General features: G+C 32.5%; 21 protein-coding genes. 8 read left to right on the forward strand and 13 right to left on the reverse strand.

All coding sequences use genetic code 11. The annotated features are described in order from the left end of the window. Nucleotides 1-79 precede the first annotated feature (79 nt). The 5 genes from CCUN_RS00340 to CCUN_RS00360 form a co-directional block, all read right to left on the reverse strand. Entirely contained in the window at nt 80-721 is a 642-nt protein-coding gene (locus CCUN_RS00340) for an HAD family hydrolase (protein WP_027304970.1), read from the reverse strand. 6 nt (nt 722-727) lie between these two features. Then, entirely contained in the window at nt 728-1,690 is a 963-nt protein-coding gene (locus CCUN_RS00345; RefSeq protein ID WP_027304971.1) for an OmpA family protein, read from the reverse strand. Between the two features lie 88 nt (nt 1,691-1,778). Further along, entirely contained in the window at nt 1,779-2,168 is a 390-nt protein-coding gene (rpsI, locus tag CCUN_RS00350) for a 30S ribosomal protein S9 (protein ID WP_035175585.1), read from the reverse strand. A 2-nt stretch (nt 2,169-2,170) separates the two neighbouring features. Continuing rightward, nucleotides 2,171-2,596 carry a 50S ribosomal protein L13 gene (rplM, locus tag CCUN_RS00355; protein ID WP_035175586.1) on the reverse strand — a complete coding sequence of 142 codons (426 nt, stop codon included), beginning with the start codon at nt 2,594-2,596 and terminating at the stop codon, nt 2,171-2,173. 496 nt (nt 2,597-3,092) lie between these two features. Beyond that, on the reverse strand, nt 3,093-3,689 hold the full coding sequence (locus CCUN_RS00360; RefSeq protein WP_027304974.1) for a peroxiredoxin: 597 nt from the start codon (nt 3,687-3,689) through the stop codon (nt 3,093-3,095). A gap of 300 nt (nt 3,690-3,989) precedes the next feature. On the opposite strand from CCUN_RS00360, the gene CCUN_RS00365 reads away from it, so the two are divergent. From CCUN_RS00365 to CCUN_RS00390, 6 genes are all read left to right on the forward strand, one after another. Continuing rightward, entirely contained in the window at nt 3,990-4,274 is a 285-nt protein-coding gene (locus CCUN_RS00365; protein WP_027304975.1) for a DUF362 domain-containing protein, read from the forward strand. A 135-nt stretch (nt 4,275-4,409) separates the two neighbouring features. Then, nucleotides 4,410-4,823: a nucleoside-diphosphate kinase gene (gene ndk / locus CCUN_RS00370; RefSeq protein WP_027304976.1), complete on the forward strand. Its 414-nt coding sequence runs from the start codon at nt 4,410-4,412 to the stop codon at nt 4,821-4,823. Beyond that, complete coding sequence (locus CCUN_RS00375; RefSeq protein ID WP_027304977.1) at nt 4,824-5,180, forward strand: hypothetical protein; 357 nt, start codon at nt 4,824-4,826, stop codon at nt 5,178-5,180. It abuts the gene before it with no gap. Nucleotides 5,181-5,200: 20 nt separating this feature from the next. Beyond that, on the forward strand, nt 5,201-5,347 hold the full coding sequence (rpmF, locus tag CCUN_RS00380) for a 50S ribosomal protein L32 (protein ID WP_027304978.1): 147 nt from the start codon (nt 5,201-5,203) through the stop codon (nt 5,345-5,347). Nucleotides 5,348-5,350: 3 nt separating this feature from the next. After that, the gene (plsX, locus tag CCUN_RS00385; RefSeq protein ID WP_027304979.1) at nt 5,351-6,337 is read left to right on the forward strand and encodes a phosphate acyltransferase PlsX; all 987 of its coding nucleotides are present in this window, start codon (nt 5,351-5,353) and stop codon (nt 6,335-6,337) included. Next, nucleotides 6,312-7,313, forward strand: a complete 1,002-nt coding sequence (locus tag CCUN_RS00390; RefSeq protein ID WP_027304980.1) for a beta-ketoacyl-ACP synthase III — start codon at nt 6,312-6,314, stop codon at nt 7,311-7,313. The genes plsX and CCUN_RS00390 overlap by 26 nt, the downstream gene beginning before the upstream one ends. A 527-nt stretch (nt 7,314-7,840) precedes the next feature. Here the strand turns inward: CCUN_RS00390 and map are convergent. The 8 genes from map to folE form a co-directional block, all read right to left on the reverse strand. Next, on the reverse strand, nt 7,841-8,599 hold the full coding sequence (gene map, locus CCUN_RS00400) for a type I methionyl aminopeptidase (RefSeq protein ID WP_027304982.1): 759 nt from the start codon (nt 8,597-8,599) through the stop codon (nt 7,841-7,843). Further along, nucleotides 8,596-9,357 carry a glutamate racemase gene (murI, locus tag CCUN_RS00405; RefSeq protein ID WP_027304983.1) on the reverse strand — a complete coding sequence of 254 codons (762 nt, stop codon included), beginning with the start codon at nt 9,355-9,357 and terminating at the stop codon, nt 8,596-8,598. Before murI ends, map begins: the two co-directional genes overlap by 4 nt. Before the next feature lie 12 nt (nt 9,358-9,369). Beyond that, nucleotides 9,370-9,843 carry a C40 family peptidase gene (locus tag CCUN_RS00410; RefSeq protein WP_027304984.1) on the reverse strand — a complete coding sequence of 158 codons (474 nt, stop codon included), beginning with the start codon at nt 9,841-9,843 and terminating at the stop codon, nt 9,370-9,372. Nucleotides 9,844-9,852: 9 nt separating this feature from the next. Then, nucleotides 9,853-11,016: a Na+/H+ antiporter NhaA gene (gene nhaA, locus CCUN_RS00415; RefSeq protein ID WP_027304985.1), complete on the reverse strand. Its 1,164-nt coding sequence runs from the start codon at nt 11,014-11,016 to the stop codon at nt 9,853-9,855. Then, nucleotides 11,013-12,161 (reverse strand): Na+/H+ antiporter NhaA, encoded by a 1,149-nt coding sequence (gene nhaA / locus CCUN_RS00420; RefSeq protein WP_027304986.1) that lies wholly within the window; start codon nt 12,159-12,161, stop codon nt 11,013-11,015. Before nhaA (CCUN_RS00420) ends, nhaA (CCUN_RS00415) begins: the two co-directional genes overlap by 4 nt. Before the next feature lie 126 nt (nt 12,162-12,287). Beyond that, nucleotides 12,288-12,482 carry a putative motility protein gene (locus CCUN_RS00425; RefSeq protein WP_027304987.1) on the reverse strand — a complete coding sequence of 65 codons (195 nt, stop codon included), beginning with the start codon at nt 12,480-12,482 and terminating at the stop codon, nt 12,288-12,290. A 73-nt stretch (nt 12,483-12,555) separates the two neighbouring features. Beyond that, nucleotides 12,556-13,923, reverse strand: a complete 1,368-nt coding sequence (gene fliI, locus CCUN_RS00430; RefSeq protein WP_027304988.1) for a flagellar protein export ATPase FliI — start codon at nt 13,921-13,923, stop codon at nt 12,556-12,558. Further along, nucleotides 13,923-14,495, reverse strand: a complete 573-nt coding sequence (gene folE, locus CCUN_RS00435; RefSeq protein ID WP_027304989.1) for a GTP cyclohydrolase I FolE — start codon at nt 14,493-14,495, stop codon at nt 13,923-13,925. Before folE ends, fliI begins: the two co-directional genes overlap by 1 nt. Before the next feature lie 131 nt (nt 14,496-14,626). Between folE and tig the strand changes: the two genes are divergently transcribed. Continuing rightward, nucleotides 14,627-15,940, forward strand: a complete 1,314-nt coding sequence (gene tig / locus CCUN_RS00440) for a trigger factor (protein WP_027304990.1) — start codon at nt 14,627-14,629, stop codon at nt 15,938-15,940. Then, entirely contained in the window at nt 15,940-16,530 is a 591-nt protein-coding gene (gene clpP / locus CCUN_RS00445) for an ATP-dependent Clp endopeptidase proteolytic subunit ClpP (RefSeq protein WP_027304991.1), read from the forward strand. Before tig ends, clpP begins: the two co-directional genes overlap by 1 nt. The last annotated feature ends 14 nt before the right edge of the window (nt 16,531-16,544 follow it).

Genomic DNA, 16,544 nt, shown 5'->3' on the forward strand with positions numbered 1-16,544 from the left:
CTTAAAAAATATAATATATATACTATACTTAAAAAATTATTAATAAACAAAAAATAAAACCCAAATATTTGGGTAAATCCTATAAATATTTTATATAGCATACAGCTTCATAGGCATTTTGCTTAATAAGCTCACTATAATTTTTCAAACTTTCTTTACTCTCATAGCCACAATTTAGTGCTATGTAAGATATTTCAGCCGCCTTTGCTGCCAAAATGTCAAGTTTTGTATCTCCTATCATAAAGGCGTTTTTTCTGTCTTTATTAAGAATCGATAAAGCTTTAAAAATAGATTCCGGATGAGGTTTAGCAAATCGAACATCATCATAGCAAACTAAAGCCTTGAAAAAATGATTGATTTTTAAAAATTCAAGCAAAGGCTTAGTAAAACAAGAATGCTTTGTGGTTACGACGGCTAAGTCAGCAAATCCATTTGCTAATTCCAAAGCTTCTTTTACTTGAGGTAAAAGATGAGTTTGCTCAAGATAAATTTGATGATATTTTTTACGATACTCTTCGATAAAATCCCCAGCGAGTTCTTCTTTGTCTTTATAAAGTTTTATAAAAATTTCATCTAGAGTAAAACCTATTAATTTTTTAATATCATTATCTAAAGCAGGTTTTAAACCCAAAATTTTAAAGGCACTTTTGCAAGAATCTAAAATGGCAGTGGTAGAATCTACCAAAGTGCCATCTAAATCAAACAAAAGCGTCTTTTTCATAGAAGCTTATTGTAAAAAGAATTTAGCTTCAACCCTTCTATTATCGGCTCTACCTTCTTTAGTAGCATTGCTTGATCTTGGTTTATCTGGTCCATAGCCCTTAGTTTGAATACGACTTTTTTCTACCCCAAATTTTTCAAGTTCTTTAGCCACGCTTTCAGCTCTACGTTCAGAAAGTTTTTGATTGTAAGCTCTTGCACCTGTATTATCAGTGTGTCCTTCTAAAATTGTATTGTATTTTTCGTTTTCATCTAAAATTTTAGCAATCTCTTTGATTCTTTCTTCAAAAACCGGATTAATATTAGTTTTATCAAAACCGAAATGTCCCTCTAAATGAATGGTTTTTTCGCAACCATTTTCGTCAAGCAAAGCTCCATCTCTTGGAGGAGTAGGGCAGATTGGTTTTTGAATCGCTTGAGTTGTTGGAGCAACAGCTTCTTGTTTGCCTCCAAATCCAAAACTAATTCCTACGCTAGAAATCCATTGATGATGTGCATCGTTAAAACCAATTTGGTCTCTTGTTTCAAGTCTTAAGGCTACAGAATCAGTTAATCTGTATTTTAAACCCGCACCATAATGACCAAAACCACCATCTTTATTATCTCTTGAAGTATCTAAATCCGGATTAGAAAAATTCTCATAACCTGCACCTATTAAGCCATAGAGATAAAAACTTTGTCCCAAATCAATACCTTTAATAACACTTAAATAAGTCTTAGTTAAGTCTGTATCTTGAGCAACATTATTGTATTTTATCCCTGAATAATGCTCAAGTCCAAGCTCAATTTGATCAAGGAAAAAATCATCAAAATGATACCCAAATCTTATGCCCGGAGCCCCTCTATCATCAAGGTCTAAATTTCCTTCAAAAACTCCATAACTAAAAGTTGGAGTGATTTCAAATTTAACATTAGAGTCTGCTCCAAATAAAACACCTGCCAAACCTAAACATAAAAACACCTTTTTCATTAAAGAATACTCCTTGTAAAAATTTAAATGTAAAAACATGCCACAATTATAGCATAAAAAATAAAAATTAAAGTAAAAAACTGAAAAATTATCGTTTAGAAAATTGCGGACTTCTCCTTGCTTTTCTACGACCATATTTCTTACGTTCAACGCTTCTGCTGTCTCGAGTGAGCAATCCTACAGGTTTAAGTAAAGCTCTAAAATCTGCATCTATAGCTGCTAAAGCTCTTGAAATTCCATGTCTTAAAGCTTCAGCTTGAGCACTATAACCACCGCCTAAAGTTGTCGCTTTAATGTCTATAGAATTTTCTTGTTTGGTGACGAGCAGAGGTTGAATCACTTTAAGCTTAATTGCTTCATGCCCTCCAAGCCAAGTGTTTAAATCAACACCATTGACACTGATTTTACCACTACCTGATTTTATCCAAACTTTCGCAATAGCGGTTTTCCTTTTACCTGTTGCGTATGTTGTTGCCATAATCATTTTCCTTCTTTAGCAAGTTGTGCAGTGTGTGGATGCTCACTGCCTGAATAAATTTTAAGTTTTTTAAGCATTGCCCTGCCTAAATTTGTTTTAGGAAGCATACCCCTGACAGCTAATTTATATAATTTTACGGGATTTTTTTCAAGTAAATCTCCAAATTTTTCACTTTTAACACTCCCAAAATACCCTGAATGTCTATGATAAAGTTTATTTTGAGCCTTATTAATTCCTGTAAAGATAGCTTTTGAAGCATTGATGATGATGACATAATCTCCGCAATCAACATTAGGAGTGAAATAAGGTTTGTTTTTACCTCTTAAAATTGCTGCAACTTCAGTTAAAAGACGCCCGAAAATTTTACCTTCAGCATCTAAAACAATCCATTCTCGTTTTATTTCGTTTGGCTTTGCTATTTTTGTCATAATTTTACCTTTGCCAAAAAATTTTTTAGAAATGTGATTATATTTATTTTTTCTTATATTAAACTTAAATTAAGTATATTTTAAGATATTTTTGTATTAAAGCTTTTACTTTATTTAAGACCATGATTTTTATATTTTTAAAATCAGCAGGAATTTATGTCATTAAGCCGTATTTAGTCCATTTTTTGATTTTTCAATCAACGATTTCAATGTATAATTATAACCTAAAATAATATAAAAATCGATTTTCTAAAATTTTAAATAAACCAGACATAAAAAAGGGCGATGAAATGATAAATAAGTCTTTATTTTCTCGCTTTTGTTTTTAAAATTTAACATTATTAAAATAAGATTTTTAAAAAATATTATTTTTTAACATTTTAATACAAACTTCTAAACTTTTTTAAAAAAATTCTTAAATAAATTATAGAAAAATAATAATCACAGCCTCTCTAATCTAAAAAGCTGTGATTTAAATGTGATTTAAATTTAAAAATTATAATTTTCCTTCATTTTTACCAAGATAATCAGCCACTCCCTTAGGATTAGCCTTCATTCCTTCATCGCCCTTGTGCCAGCCTGCTGGACAAACTTCTCCATGTTCATTAGTGAAGAGCATAGTATCAACCATTCTGATCATTTCATCAATATTTCTACCAAGAGGCAAGTCATTGATAACTGCATGACGCACAGTGCCGTCTGCATCTAAAAGGAAAGACCCGCGAAGTGCAACAGCCTCACCATACAATACATCAAAATTTCTTGCAATTTGTTTGGTTAAATCTGCAACCAAAGGAAATTTGACTTGTCCTATACCCCCTTGATTTACCGGAGTATTTTTCCAAGCAAAGTGTGAAAATTCATTGTCTCCAGAAATTCCTATAACTTCAATCCCTCTATTTTTAAATTCTTGATATCTTTTATCAAAAGCTATAATTTCTGAAGGACATACAAAAGTAAAATCTTTTGGATAGAAAAATACCACAGCACCTTTTGGACCTATATTTTTGTAAAGATTGAAATCCCCAACGATTTCATTGTTTCCTAATACTGCTGGAGCAGTAAAATCTAAAGCTTTTTTTGTAACAATCATTCTTGTTTCTCCTAAATAATAAATTTTATTGATGGCGAAATTATATCGTTTAAAACTTTAAAAACTTTTAAACAAGAAAAATAATGTTGATTTTTTGTGTTGTATATTTTTTTAAAAAAATATTTTTTGAATTTTTTGATAAATTATCTTTAAACAAAGCCTAAATTTTGAGAAATATTTGGCTTAAGAATTTAAATATTATCAAAATATTATTTTTTTGATTATCAAAATTTAAGAATTGATATATTAAAATATATCTTCAACAATAAAAATTTAAATTTTGCTAAATAAGGAGAAAAAATGGCGGTAAAGATTACAGATATTTGTATAGCTTGTGGTTCTTGTATTGATGAGTGTCCGGTTTCTGCTATTGTAGATGATAGCAATAACCCTGAAGGTGCAGACAGATATTATGTCTATGCAGACAAATGCGTTGAATGTGTAGGGCACAATGACCAACCAGCCTGTGCAAGTGCTTGTCCAACAGATGGTTGTATCGTTTGGAGTGAGGTTGTATCAGGACAACCAAGTCGCGATAATATAGGTGCTGATATGAGAAAAGGAGACACTCCGGTTTTTGCTTAATCTCAAAAATCAAAATAAAGCTAGTTTTTATACTAGCTTTATCCTCGATTTTAAAATCAAATTTTAACTTCTTTTAAAACAAAATTAATTATAATCCAAATTTTAGTTTAAAATATTAAGGAGTATGATTTAATCATGGAAAGAACTCTATCGATTATTAAACCTGATGCTGTAAAAAAAGGAGTGATAGGAAAAATCTTAGATCGTTTTGAAAGCAATGGACTAAGAATAGTAGCGATGAAAAAAATTCAATTGAGCAAAGAGCAGGCTCAAAATTTTTACGCTGTGCATAAAGACAGACCTTTTTTTAATGATTTGGTAAAATTTATGATTAGCGGTCCCGTCGTTGTTTCGGTTTTGGAAGGCGATAATGCTGTGCTTAAAAACAGAGATTTAATGGGAGCAACAAATCCAAAAGAAGCTAAAGCCGGGACAATAAGGGCTGATTTTGCTGAAAACATCGATGCAAATGCTGTGCATGGAAGCGATAGTTTGGAAAATGCAAAGATTGAGATTGAATTCTTTTTCAAAGCTGATGAACTTTCTTAAATGAAAATTGCTTTTTCTAAGCTCAATAATACACCTTATCCTTTCAAACTCGACCTTGAAAATATAGTTTTTGAAGGGAATATGGTTAAAATAAATCCTAAGCTTGTTAAAATCAATGCTACAATGAAAGGATTTGTTTATAGACCTTGCGATCGATGTGGAGAGGAGTTGGAGCTTGATATTGATGAAGAGTTAGAAATTTTTGCAAGTGATGGTTTATTTAAAGATATACAAAATGAATTGAGCAATACCATTGAATTTTTTGATTCTCAAATCGATTTAATGGAAATTGCTGTCAGTGAATTTGAAGCTTATTTGAGCGATTATTTTTATTGCAAGAATTGCAGTGAAGACTAAATTGACAAAAAGGAGAAAAAATGGCAGTGCCTAAAAGAAGAGTGAGCAAAACTCGTGCAGCTAAACGGAGAACTCATTATAAAATCACCCTTGTTAAGCCTGTGAAAGATAAAGATGGAAGCTATAAAATGCCACATCGTATCAATCCTGTAACTAAGGAATATTAATCGATGATAAACATTGCCATCGATGCAATGGGAGGAGATTTTGGAGAAAAGCCTATTATACAAGGTGTTGTGGAGGCTTTAAATCAAAAGCCTTTTCATGCTATCTTAGTTGGAAATTCTAAGCTTTTGCAAAGTCAAATTCCAAAACATTTGGAGCAATACATTAAATACGAAGAGGCTGATGAAGTTTTTCTTATGAACGAAAATGCTACCGATGTTTTAAAACGCAAAGAAACAACGATTTATAAAGCTATAGAGCTTGTAAAAACCGGAAAAGCTCAAGCTGTGGTTTCAGCCGGGCATAGTGGTGCAAGTATGTCTTTAGCGACCTTGAAACTTGGACGGCTCAAAAATGTTTTAAGACCAGCGATTGCGACCTTAATGCCAAATATTTCGGGTAAGACTTTGCTTTTAGATGTGGGGGCAAACGCGGATTGTAAGAGTGAAAATTTATTTCAATTCGCGGTTATGGGAGAAACTTATGCAAAAGAAGTGATGAAAATCACAAAGCCGAGATTGGCTTTGCTTTCAAATGGAGAAGAAGATTGCAAAGGCAATGAATTGACTAAGGAAACACATCGGTTAATGAAAAAACTTACAAATTTTGTAGGAAATGCTGAAGGCAGAGATATTTTTAATGGAAATATTGATGTATTAATATGCGATGGTTTTAGCGGAAATATCATTTTAAAATCTTGTGAAGGGGTTGCAGGTGCAATTTTTCAAATTTTAAAGGATGAAATCAAACAATCTTTGCTTTCAAAAATCGGAGCAATTCTTCTTAAGCCTTGTTTTTACAGACTTAAAAAACACATAGATTGGCAAGAATATGGCGGAGCACCTTTGCTTGGAGTTAAAGGCTGTGTGATTATCTCTCATGGCAAAAGCGATTCAAGAGCTATTAAAAATGCTATTTTTCAAGCTATAAATTTTAGTCAATCCCAAATCAATGAAGTTATAGAAAATGAACTCGAAAAATTTAACACCTAAAGCTTCGCTCAAAAGTATAGCTTCTTATATCCCTGAAAAAATTTTAAGCAATAAAGACTTTGAACAATTTATCGATACAAGTGATGAATGGATAGTGCGTCGCACGGGTATTAAAGAGAGAAGAATCGCTAAAGATGATGAAACAAATAGCGATCTTGGCACTAAGGCTGCGATTAAAGCCATTCAAAGAGCTCACTTAACTCCAAAAGATATTGATGCTATCGTTGTAGCAACTCTTAGTCCTGATTATTTTACTATGCCTTCAACAGCTTGTAAGATTGCTGCAAATTTAGGTTTAACAAATATCACAGCTTTTGATATTTCTGCAGCTTGCTCGGGTTTTATTTATTTGCTTGAAGTTTCTAAGGCTCTTGTAGAGAGCGGGGCAAAAAAAAATGTTTTGATTGTAGGAAGTGAAAAAGCAAGTTCGATTATGGATTATACTGATAGAAGCATTTGCATACTCTTTGGAGATGGTGCTGGAGCAGGTGTGGTGAGCTTAGACACTCAAAATCCTATCATTGATGTGCATACAGCAAGCAATGGGGAATTTGGAGAACTTTTAATGACCAAACGCTCTCCTAAGGCAAAGCTCTGTGAGCCTCTTGCAATGAAAATGAAAGGAAATGAGGTTTTTAAAATCGCTGTAAATACCTTGTGCAACGATGTCATTGAGCTTTTAAACAAAAACAATATAGACTCAAATCAAATCGATCTTTTTATCCCTCATCAAGCAAATCTTCGCATCATCAAAGCTGTGCAGGAAAAATTGCAATTAAGCGATGAAAAATGCGTCATCACTGTAGAAAAATTTGGGAATACTTCAGCCGCTTCTATCCCTATGGCGATGAATGAGGCTTACGAGGAAGGCAGACTTAAAAAAGGGAGTTTAATTTTGCTTGATGCTTTTGGTGGAGGATTTACTTGGGGGAGTGCTTTACTTCAATTTGGTGGAGAAAATTTTACTCGTTTTTAAGAGCAGTAAAATAAATTTTTAAAAAGTATATATAAAAACTAAAAAATAAATTCTTAAATTTTTTCTTATAAATTGATTTTTATCTTTTTAAAAGAATGAGAATTTTACGAATTTTTATTTTTGAAAATCGAGTTTAAAATCCTTATCATACAGACTTTAAAGCATTTTTTTGAAAATACTCAACCCCTATAAATTGCTACCACGTAGATATTTCAAAGGTAATAACCCTTTCAACATATGGAAAAAAGAGCAAAAAATTCACTTAAATAAGACACTAAAGAAGAAATCCATTAAACAATGGCAAAAATCAAAAAATTTAAATTTTAAGTTTAAAAAGCCTAAAATTTAGATATAATACCATCTTAATATATACTTACTATGTTTTTTCATAGTCAGCCTTTTATAGAGTTTTTGTCCCTAAATTAATAGGGACAATTTATTAAAGTTAAAATAACTCAAAATTTTTTAAACGTTTGCTTAATTTTTAAGAATTTAGAATGATTTATCTTCAACCTTTTTTTAAAAAATTAAGCCAAAGAAAGAATTTCAGCCTTTCCTCCTATAATGGCAACACAATGCTCATAATGAGCTGTATTCAGTCCATCAGCACTTCCTGCATCCCATTTACCATTATAATGCTTAGGTGTGCCGTCCTTTTGACAAATCATAGGTTCAATACAAAAAACCATACCATTTTTGATTTTAGGTCCGCTTTTTGCATTCACACCCTTTTCGAGATAATTAAGAATTTCAGGTTCATTGTGTGGCTTGTTTCCTATACCATGTCCGCAATATCCCTTTAAAGGCACAAAACCTCTATGCGTTATAAATTCACCTAAAATTGCAGAAAGTTCTTTAAAACGCATACCCTCGCGTATAGAAGCTATGGCATGATAGAGTGCGTCTTTAGCACAAGCGATTAAATGTTTATCTGTGTTTGAAATTTCACCTATGCCTATCGTTCTGGCTGCATCACCATAATATCCCTCCACCAAAGTTCCTACATCAAGCCCTAAAACATCACCTTCTTTGAGAATTTTATCATCAGGGATTCCATGAATGCAAACTTGATTTAAAGAAGTGCAAATGGCTCCGGGAAAACCATAAAGCCCTTTAAATGAAGGTTTAGCCTTGCAAGTTAGGATGAAATCTTCAGCCATTTTATCAATTTGCTTAAGACTCATCCCAATTTTAATTTCTTTTTCTAAATAATCCAAAGTTTGAGCAACGATTTGATTTGCAATTCTTAATTTTTCAATTTCTGCGGGTTTTTTAAGTTCTATCATTGAATGTCCTTTGTATTTAAACCAAGCCAAATTTTAGCTGTATTTTTTAAGCTTTGCACATCACTTGAAGCATAAAATTCAAGTTTGGCTTTTGTTTTTAAAGATTTTAATTGAGAATGCGTTTTTAAAAAATTCACAATCGCATCACCTGAATGTATGAGTTTGGTTTTAGCTCCAAAATACTCACTCAAAGACTTAGCAAGAAGAGGGAAATGGGTGCAAGCTAAGATGAGAGCATCGGGGCTTTGTAAGCCTTTAAAATAATAGTTAAAAGCGCTTTGCAAAAATTCTCCCTCAAAAATTTCCTCTTCAACCATAGGCACAAAAAGTCCGGTGGCTAAGGCTTTAACATTTTTAAAACCTTCTTTTTTTAAACGCAATTCATATTCTTTAGATTTTATCGTAGCCTTTGTCGCTATGACTAAAATTTCTTTATTTTTATCTAAAATTTCTCTTTTTGTAGCCTCAACTCCTGCATCAATAACCCCATAAATAGGAAAATTCGCTTTTGAACGCAAAATATCTAAGGCATAAGCACTTGCAGTATTGCAAGCAATGATGAGCATATCAATCTTAATGTTTTTAAAAAATTCCAAAGCTTCAAGACAAAATTTAATGATAGTGTCCTTATCTTTCACTCCATAAGGCACACGAGCTGTATCTCCGTAATAAACCACCTCTTCAAAAAGTCTTGCTTCATAAAGAGCTTTTAAAACACTAAGTCCGCCCACTCCGCTATCAAAAACACCGATTTTCATTGCTTTTTTCTTTTATAAACCATACCTTGCAGCTCCTATATATTTGCTTTTCCAGTAAGAATCATTTAAAGAAACCTCTTTCACTCCGCCTTTTGTTGATAAATGAATGAAATGATTATTACTCAAATAAATTCCTACATGCATTGCATTAGGACCACGACCTGTTTTAAAAAAGACTAAATCTCCGGTTTGAAGGTATTTTTTAGAAATTTTTTTACCTGAATGAAGCTGTGCCTTTGTGGTACGTGGAATTTTGGTATGAAATTGTGCAAAAACATTTTGAGTAAAACCTGAACAATCTGAACCTTTTTTATTTGTGCCACCTAAAACATAAGGGGTATTTTTCCATTCTCTTGCTATACTTCTAAGTTTTTCTTGAGAAAAATTCTTACTTTGATAATTTGTGGATTTGAAATTTTGCTGATAAAAACTACAACCTGAAATTAAGAACATTATCATAAAAACTAAAAAAATATGAATTCTCATTCCACTCCTTTATTTTGTAAAAAATTTCAAATAAATAAAACCAAAAATTCCCGAACAAAAAGAGGCTGCAAGTATGGCAAGATTATCCACATAATGAAAAATATCACTCACTTCATAGGCTAATCCATCGATAAATAAACTCATTGTAAAGCCTATACCCGTTAAAATGCAAACCCCATAGAGTTGCTTGAGATTTGAATCTTGTGGTAAAGAAGAGAGTTTAAATTTAATGGCTAAAAAAGAAAACAAAAATACGCCCACTTGTTTGCCCAGAAAAAGCCCTAAAAAGATTCCTATACTCACACCTGAAAAAATTAAATCAAGATTGATATGAGATAAATTCACACCCGCATTTGCAAAAGCAAATAAGGGCAGGATTACAAAGCTTATCCAAAATTTTAAACCTTCATTGATTTCTTCTAAAAAGGCTACTCCTTCTTTAGTATGCATAGGGATAAAAATTGCTGTGATGATACCTGCTAAAGTCGCATGGACTCCACTTTTTAAAACACTCACCCAAAGCACAAGAGAGCAAACAAAATAAACAGATTTTTTAGTAATTCTTAGTAAATTAAGTATAAGCATTGCAAAAATTGCAAGTGAAGCTATTACAAATGCGGCTGTGGAAAGCTCTGTGGTATAGAAAATTGCAATGATTAAAATCGCACCCACATCATCAAAAATGGCTAGGGATAGTAAAAAAATCTTAAGAGAATGCGGGATATGTTTTCCTGCCATTATCAAAATCGCCAAAGCAAAAGCCGTGTCTGTTGCTGTAGGAATCGCCCAACCTTTAAGAGTGTAAGCATCACCTATATTTACGAGTGCAAAAATCAAAGCGGGGATTAAAATTCCTCCTAAAGCTGCAGAAAAAGGCAAGATAATGTTTTTAGGATTTCTAAAATCACCTTCAATAAATTCTTTCTTAAGCTCAAGTCCTATGCAAAAAAAGAAAATTGCTATCAAACCATCATTAATCCAAAGTAAAAAAGGTTTATTAAGCTCAAATTCATTAATGCTGATTCCAATTTTTAAATCTAAAAAATTCTCATAATAAACACTAAAAGAGCTGTTTTGAACAAGCAAAGCAAGGAGGGTAAAAAATATGAGTAAAATTCCACCAAATGCTTCATTGTGCGATAGGGTTTTAAGTTTTAAGAGAAAATCATTCATTTTATGAATTTCAGATATAAATAGCCAATGATAGCACTTAAAAAACTTGCTATCAAGATGGCAAGTTTATCAGAGTATTGGATAAAATCGCTATTTTTATAAGCAAGAGTATCGATAAATAAACTCATCGTAAAGCCTATACCTGTTAGAATGCAAATTCCATAAAATTGCCTGTATTTAACATTTTCTGGAAATTTTGCGAGTTTAAATTTAATGGCTAAAAAAGAAAACAAAAATACGCCCACTTGTTTGCCCAGAAAAAGCCCTAAAATAATGCCAAGACTTGTAGGTGAAAGAATAAAAGAAAAATCCATATTTCTTAAATCCACGCCGGCATTTGCAAATGCAAATAAAGGCAGGATAAAATAAACCACCCAAGGTTCTAAATCCTTATAAACCTTATGCAAATAAGGCTGATTTTTTTTTGTATCCAAAGGGATAAAAAGGGCGATAATCACTCCCGCTAAAGTCGCATGGACTCCGCTTTTTAGCATTGCAATCCAAAATATCACTCCCACTAAAACATACAAAGAAAGATGAGTCACATGAGAGCGGTTGAGTAAAAATAAAGCAAAAATACAAATCAAACAAAGCACGATGGCTAGTGTTGAAAGTTCAGCTGTGTAAAATAAAGCGATAATGACGATGGCACCCAAATCATCAAAAATGGCTAAAGATAGTAAAAAAAGCTTAAGACTCGTTGGGATTTTTTTACCCAAGAGCATTAAAATTCCTACAGCAAATGCAATATCTGTTGCTGTAGGAATCGCCCAACCTTGCATAGCAAAAGCATTGTTAAAATTGATAAGAGTAAAAATCAATGCAGGAGCTATCATCCCACCAAGAGCACCAAAAATCGGTAAAGAAACTGACTTGATATTTTTAAGCTGCCCTCTTAAAATTTCGTATTTAAGCTCAAGCCCTATATAAAGGAAAAAAATTGCTATCAAACCATCATTAATCCAGAGATTTAATTTCTTTGTAAGATGAAAATCATCAAAGCCTATTGTAAAATTTGCATGAAAAAAATTTGTATAAATCATATCCAAAGAAGAATTTTGAAAAACCAAAGCGAGAAAAGTAAAAAATATCAGTAAAATGCCCGGAAAAACTTCACTTAAAATTATTTTTTTTATAAATTGCATGGATAAAACCCTTGATTTAATATTATTTTTAAATTATATTATAACGAAAAATACTTAAAAATAGGGTTTGTTTTTATAAAATTTCTTTAAAGATACAAGGAAAAACCTTGTATCTTACTTCAAAATTTAAGCGTAAATGTCTAAGCCTCTTGAGTCTGAAGTTTGCACCGGAGCTTCTACTGGAGCATTACTAGAAGGAGTTTGTAAAGTGGCACCTTCTATAAGATTTGTCATTAAAGCCTCGTTAGTATCCATTGTTTTTTTAAGCAAAGAAGTATTTACGCTTAGCATTAACGAAGCATTTGTTGCATCTGATATCATTATATCTCCTTTATCTCAAGATATTTAGTATATCGACATTCTTTTAAAAATTTAAATAAAAATTCTAAAAAATTTAATGCTGATTCGGATTTGGCAAGATGGCAACACTTGCAGGAGGAGGTGGAGGAGGTAAATTGACATCAATTTGACTTAAAGTTTGTATTGTTTCTTCAAATTCAAAATTTTCTTCGGGATTTTGTGCTAAAAATTTTTCCATAAAATCTTTTTTATTAATCGCTTCATCGAGTTCTTTATCACTTCCTTTTTGATACGCTCCTATACGAAGTAAAACTTCATTTTCTTTCAGTAAAGAATTCAATCTCTTGAATTTGCGTGCCCAAAGTTTATGTTCAGGGCTGATAATATCATTCATCACCCTCGAAGCAGAATTTTGTATATTGATAGGAGGATAAATTCCCAAATCAGTTAAATCTCTGCTTAAAACAATATGCCCATCAAGGATGGAGCGACTTTGGTCTGCAATAGGATCACTCATATCATCTCCATCAACTAAAACCGTGAAAAATGCTGTGATTGTCCCTTTTCCCTCTTCTTTACCCGCTCGTTCCATTAATTGAGGTAAAAGACTTAAAACGCTTGGCGGATAGCCTTTTGTCGTTGGTGGTTCGCCGAGTGCAAGTCCTATTTCTCTTTGTGCCATAGCAAAACGCGTGATACTATCCATAATAAAAAGCACATCTTTACCTTGTTCTTTAAAATATTCTGCAACACTCATTGCACAAAAGGCTCCGTATTTTCTCATCAAAGCACTATCATCACTTGTTGCGACAATCAAAACTGTGTTATCAAGTTTGCCCCCTAAATTTTTTTGAATGAATTCAGGAATTTCTCTGCCCCTTTCACCGATGAGTGCTACAACTTTTATATCAGCCTTAGAATTTTTAACAATCATTCCCATTAGAGTGGATTTTCCAACCCCACTTCCTGCAAAAATTCCAAGTTTTTGCCCCACTCCACAAGTTAAGAGGGCATCAATGCTTTTAATCCCAACGGGAAAGACTTTATCAATGAGTCCTCTTTTCATCGCATCAATAGGGGGACGCATAATGGGTATAAATTTACTCACTTCAATGGTTCCTTTTCCATCTTTTGGGTGCATAAAAGGATTCACAACGCGACCTAAAAGTTCATCACTAACACCTATATGCATTCCAGAATCTGTCATAAAAGCTTTATCGCCGATTTTAAAACCTTCGATGAAAGAAAAAGGGCTAAGATAGCTTAATTGTTCTTTAACTTCAATCACCATTGCTAAAGTTTGTAAATTTTCATCTTCATTTGAAACGAGCTTAATAATATCTCCCACCCCTGTTTTTAACCCGCGAATTTCTATATTTGTGGCTGAAATTCGTGTAATTTCTCCAAAAATTGAAGTGAGATTTTCTTTGCTAACTTTTTGTCTTAATTTTTCTAAATTCATTAAAAACGAACCTGTTTGGGGGAATTAATCAATGTAAAAAATTCTTCACGTGTTTTTTCATTTTTTAAAAAAAGTCCGCGTAAGGCTGAAGTGCTAGTTGTGGAATTAGCCTTTTGTATCCCTCGCATTTCAATGCACATATGTCTTGCTTCAATCACCACTCCAACGCCTTTTGCACCAACATTTTGCATTAAAGCATCTGCGATTTGCTCGGTAAGCTGTTCTTGAATTTGAAGTCTTCGAGCAAAGACCTCAACAAGTCGTGGAATTTTACTCAATCCCACGACTTTAGAATTTGGGATATAAGCAACATGGACTCTGCCAAAAAAAGGCAAAAGATGATGCTCACAAAGGCTATAAAATTCAATATCTCTGACCAAAATCATTTCATTATTTGAACTTTCAAATAAAGCACCATTTAAAATTTCATCAATATCTTGTTTATAACCGCTTGTAAGGAATTCATAGGTTTTAAAAATTCTTGTTGGAGTTTTTAAAAGTCCCTCGCGTTGAGGATTTTCTCCTATAAGTTCAAGTATGGTTTTGACGCAATTTTCAAATTTTTTTTGCAATATAAACCCCGCTTTATTATAAATTTAACTTTTTGAATCATTTTAGCATAAAATGCTTTAAATTTTTATGCAAGCAATAAGGAAAAATTTGCTATGATTATAAAAATTTTATTTTTTTAAGGAAATAAACAATGGAAATAAAAGCAAAGCAACTAGATTCTGTTAATGCAAGTGCTCATATAAAAATCCCTTCACAAGAGCTTAAAAACGAAGTGCAAAATTTAGCAAAAAAAGCTTCTAAAACTCTCAAAATTGATGGTTTTAGACCCGGACATGTCCCTGTGGCTGTGATTTTAAAAAGATACGAAAAACAACTTCAAAATGATGCGGAGCAAAATCTTTTAAAAAACGCTCTTAATAACGCTTTAAAAGAGCTTAAAAAGGACAGCAAGGAGCTTGTTGGTGAGCCTTATTTTGAAAAATTTGATAAAAAAGATGAAGAAATTGATATTGAATTTATACTTTCTTTTAAGCCCGATTTAAAGCTTGATGATTATGAAAAATATATCCCTCAATACAGCGAACCAAAAGCAACGAAAAAAGAAATGGACGAAAAAAGAAAAGAGCTTTTAAAAACCCATGCTTCTTTAGAACCTATTAAGGGTAAAAGGGCTTTAAAAGAGGGTGATTTTGCTAAATTTGATTTTGAAGGTTTTATCGACGGCAAAAGCTTTGAAGGCGGCAAGGCAAATGATTATGTTTTAGAAATTGGCTCAAAGCAATTTATACCGGGTTTTGAAGAAGGTATGATTGGGCTAAAAATAGGCGAAGAAAAAGACTTAAATTTAAGTTTTCCTAAAGAATATCCAGCACAGCATTTAGCGGGAAAAGAGGTTGTTTTTAAGGTAAAACTTCACGAAATTGAAGAGCTTAAAATTCCGGAGCTTAATGAAGAATTGCTTAAAAAAATTCTCCCTAATGAAAAAGAACCAAATGCCGAACTTTTAGAAGAAAAAATCGAAGAGCAGATTAAAAACGAAAAGCTTTTAAAGCTTGTTGATGAGGAGTTAAAGGCTAAATTTGCGGATGCTTTGATTGAAAATTATAATTTTGATTTACCAAAGGGCATAGTTGAGCAAGAAACGGATATGCAGTTTAGAAGTGCTTGGCAAAATTTCAGTGAAGAAGAAAAAAAAGAATTATCTCAAAATAGGGAAAAAGCTAAGGAAAAAAGAGACAGCTTTAAGGAAGAGGCTCAAAAAAGTGTTAAACTGACTTTTATCATCGATGGCCTTGCTAAGCTTAGAAAGATTGATATTAATGACCAAGAACTCATCCAAGCGATTTATTTTGAGGCTTATCGCAACGGGATTAATCCTAAAGAGCATTTTGAAAACTATAAAAGACAAGGAGCCTTACCGGCTGTGAAAATGGCTTTAATCGAACAAAAGCTTTTTAATGACATTTTCTTTTTTTCAAAAACAAATAAAAAAGGTGAAAAATAATGAGTCTTTATATCCCCTATGTGATTGAAAAAACAAGTCGCGGAGAAAGAAGTTATGATATATATTCTAGACTTTTAAAGGATAGGATTGTCATGTTAAGCGGTGAGATTCACGATGATTTGGCTTCTTCTATTGTTGCACAGCTTTTATTTTTAGAGGCTGAAGACCCACAAAAAGATATTTATCTTTATATTAATTCTCCGGGCGGGGTGATTACAAGTGGTTTTAGCATTTATGATACGATGAATTATATCAAGCCTGATGTTTGCACGATTTGTATAGGGCAAGCTGCCTCTATGGGAGCTTTTTTGCTCAGTTGCGGTCAGGAGGGCAAACGTTTTGCTCTGCCAAATTCACGCATTATGATTCATCAGCCTTTGGGCGGAGCTAGAGGACAAGCAAGTGATATAGAAATCCAAGCTAAAGAAATTCTAAGACTTAAATCAACACTCAATGAAATTTTAGCCAAAAATACCAAGCAAAAACTTGCTAAAATCGTTAAAGACACAGAAAGGGATTTTTTTATGAGTGCTTTTGAAGCCAAAGAATACGGGCTTGTGGATAAGGTTTTAGAAAAAAGCTTTAAATAATTTTTGAGGTTTTT

The organism is Campylobacter cuniculorum DSM 23162 = LMG 24588, assembly GCF_002104335.1.
In the GTDB taxonomy this organism is placed as follows: domain Bacteria; phylum Campylobacterota; class Campylobacteria; order Campylobacterales; family Campylobacteraceae; genus Campylobacter_D; species Campylobacter_D cuniculorum.

Coding starts and splice junctions, on each gene's coding strand:
- CCUN_RS00365 (WP_027304975.1), top strand. CDS start 3,990: ATGGCGGTAAAGATTACAGATATTTGTATAGCTTGTGGTTCTTGTATT.
- rpsI (WP_035175585.1), bottom strand. CDS start 2,168: ATGGCAACAACATACGCAACAGGTAAAAGGAAAACCGCTATTGCGAAA.
- CCUN_RS00425 (WP_027304987.1), bottom strand. CDS start 12,482: ATGATATCAGATGCAACAAATGCTTCGTTAATGCTAAGCGTAAATACT.
- nhaA (WP_027304986.1), bottom strand. CDS start 12,161: ATGCAATTTATAAAAAAAATAATTTTAAGTGAAGTTTTTCCGGGCATT.
- CCUN_RS00390 (WP_027304980.1), top strand. CDS start 6,312: ATGAACTCGAAAAATTTAACACCTAAAGCTTCGCTCAAAAGTATAGCT.
- rplM (WP_035175586.1), bottom strand. CDS start 2,596: ATGACAAAAATAGCAAAGCCAAACGAAATAAAACGAGAATGGATTGTT.
- tig (WP_027304990.1), top strand. CDS start 14,627: ATGGAAATAAAAGCAAAGCAACTAGATTCTGTTAATGCAAGTGCTCAT.
- nhaA (WP_027304985.1), bottom strand. CDS start 11,016: ATGAATGATTTTCTCTTAAAACTTAAAACCCTATCGCACAATGAAGCA.
- CCUN_RS00340 (WP_027304970.1), bottom strand. CDS start 721: ATGAAAAAGACGCTTTTGTTTGATTTAGATGGCACTTTGGTAGATTCT.
- CCUN_RS00345 (WP_027304971.1), bottom strand. CDS start 1,690: ATGAAAAAGGTGTTTTTATGTTTAGGTTTGGCAGGTGTTTTATTTGGA.
- ndk (WP_027304976.1), top strand. CDS start 4,410: ATGGAAAGAACTCTATCGATTATTAAACCTGATGCTGTAAAAAAAGGA.
- clpP (WP_027304991.1), top strand. CDS start 15,940: ATGAGTCTTTATATCCCCTATGTGATTGAAAAAACAAGTCGCGGAGAA.
- CCUN_RS00410 (WP_027304984.1), bottom strand. CDS start 9,843: ATGAGAATTCATATTTTTTTAGTTTTTATGATAATGTTCTTAATTTCA.
- murI (WP_027304983.1), bottom strand. CDS start 9,357: ATGAAAATCGGTGTTTTTGATAGCGGAGTGGGCGGACTTAGTGTTTTA.
- map (WP_027304982.1), bottom strand. CDS start 8,599: ATGATAGAACTTAAAAAACCCGCAGAAATTGAAAAATTAAGAATTGCA.
- CCUN_RS00360 (WP_027304974.1), bottom strand. CDS start 3,689: ATGATTGTTACAAAAAAAGCTTTAGATTTTACTGCTCCAGCAGTATTA.
- rpmF (WP_027304978.1), top strand. CDS start 5,201: ATGGCAGTGCCTAAAAGAAGAGTGAGCAAAACTCGTGCAGCTAAACGG.
- fliI (WP_027304988.1), bottom strand. CDS start 13,923: ATGAATTTAGAAAAATTAAGACAAAAAGTTAGCAAAGAAAATCTCACT.
- plsX (WP_027304979.1), top strand. CDS start 5,351: ATGATAAACATTGCCATCGATGCAATGGGAGGAGATTTTGGAGAAAAG.
- CCUN_RS00375 (WP_027304977.1), top strand. CDS start 4,824: ATGAAAATTGCTTTTTCTAAGCTCAATAATACACCTTATCCTTTCAAA.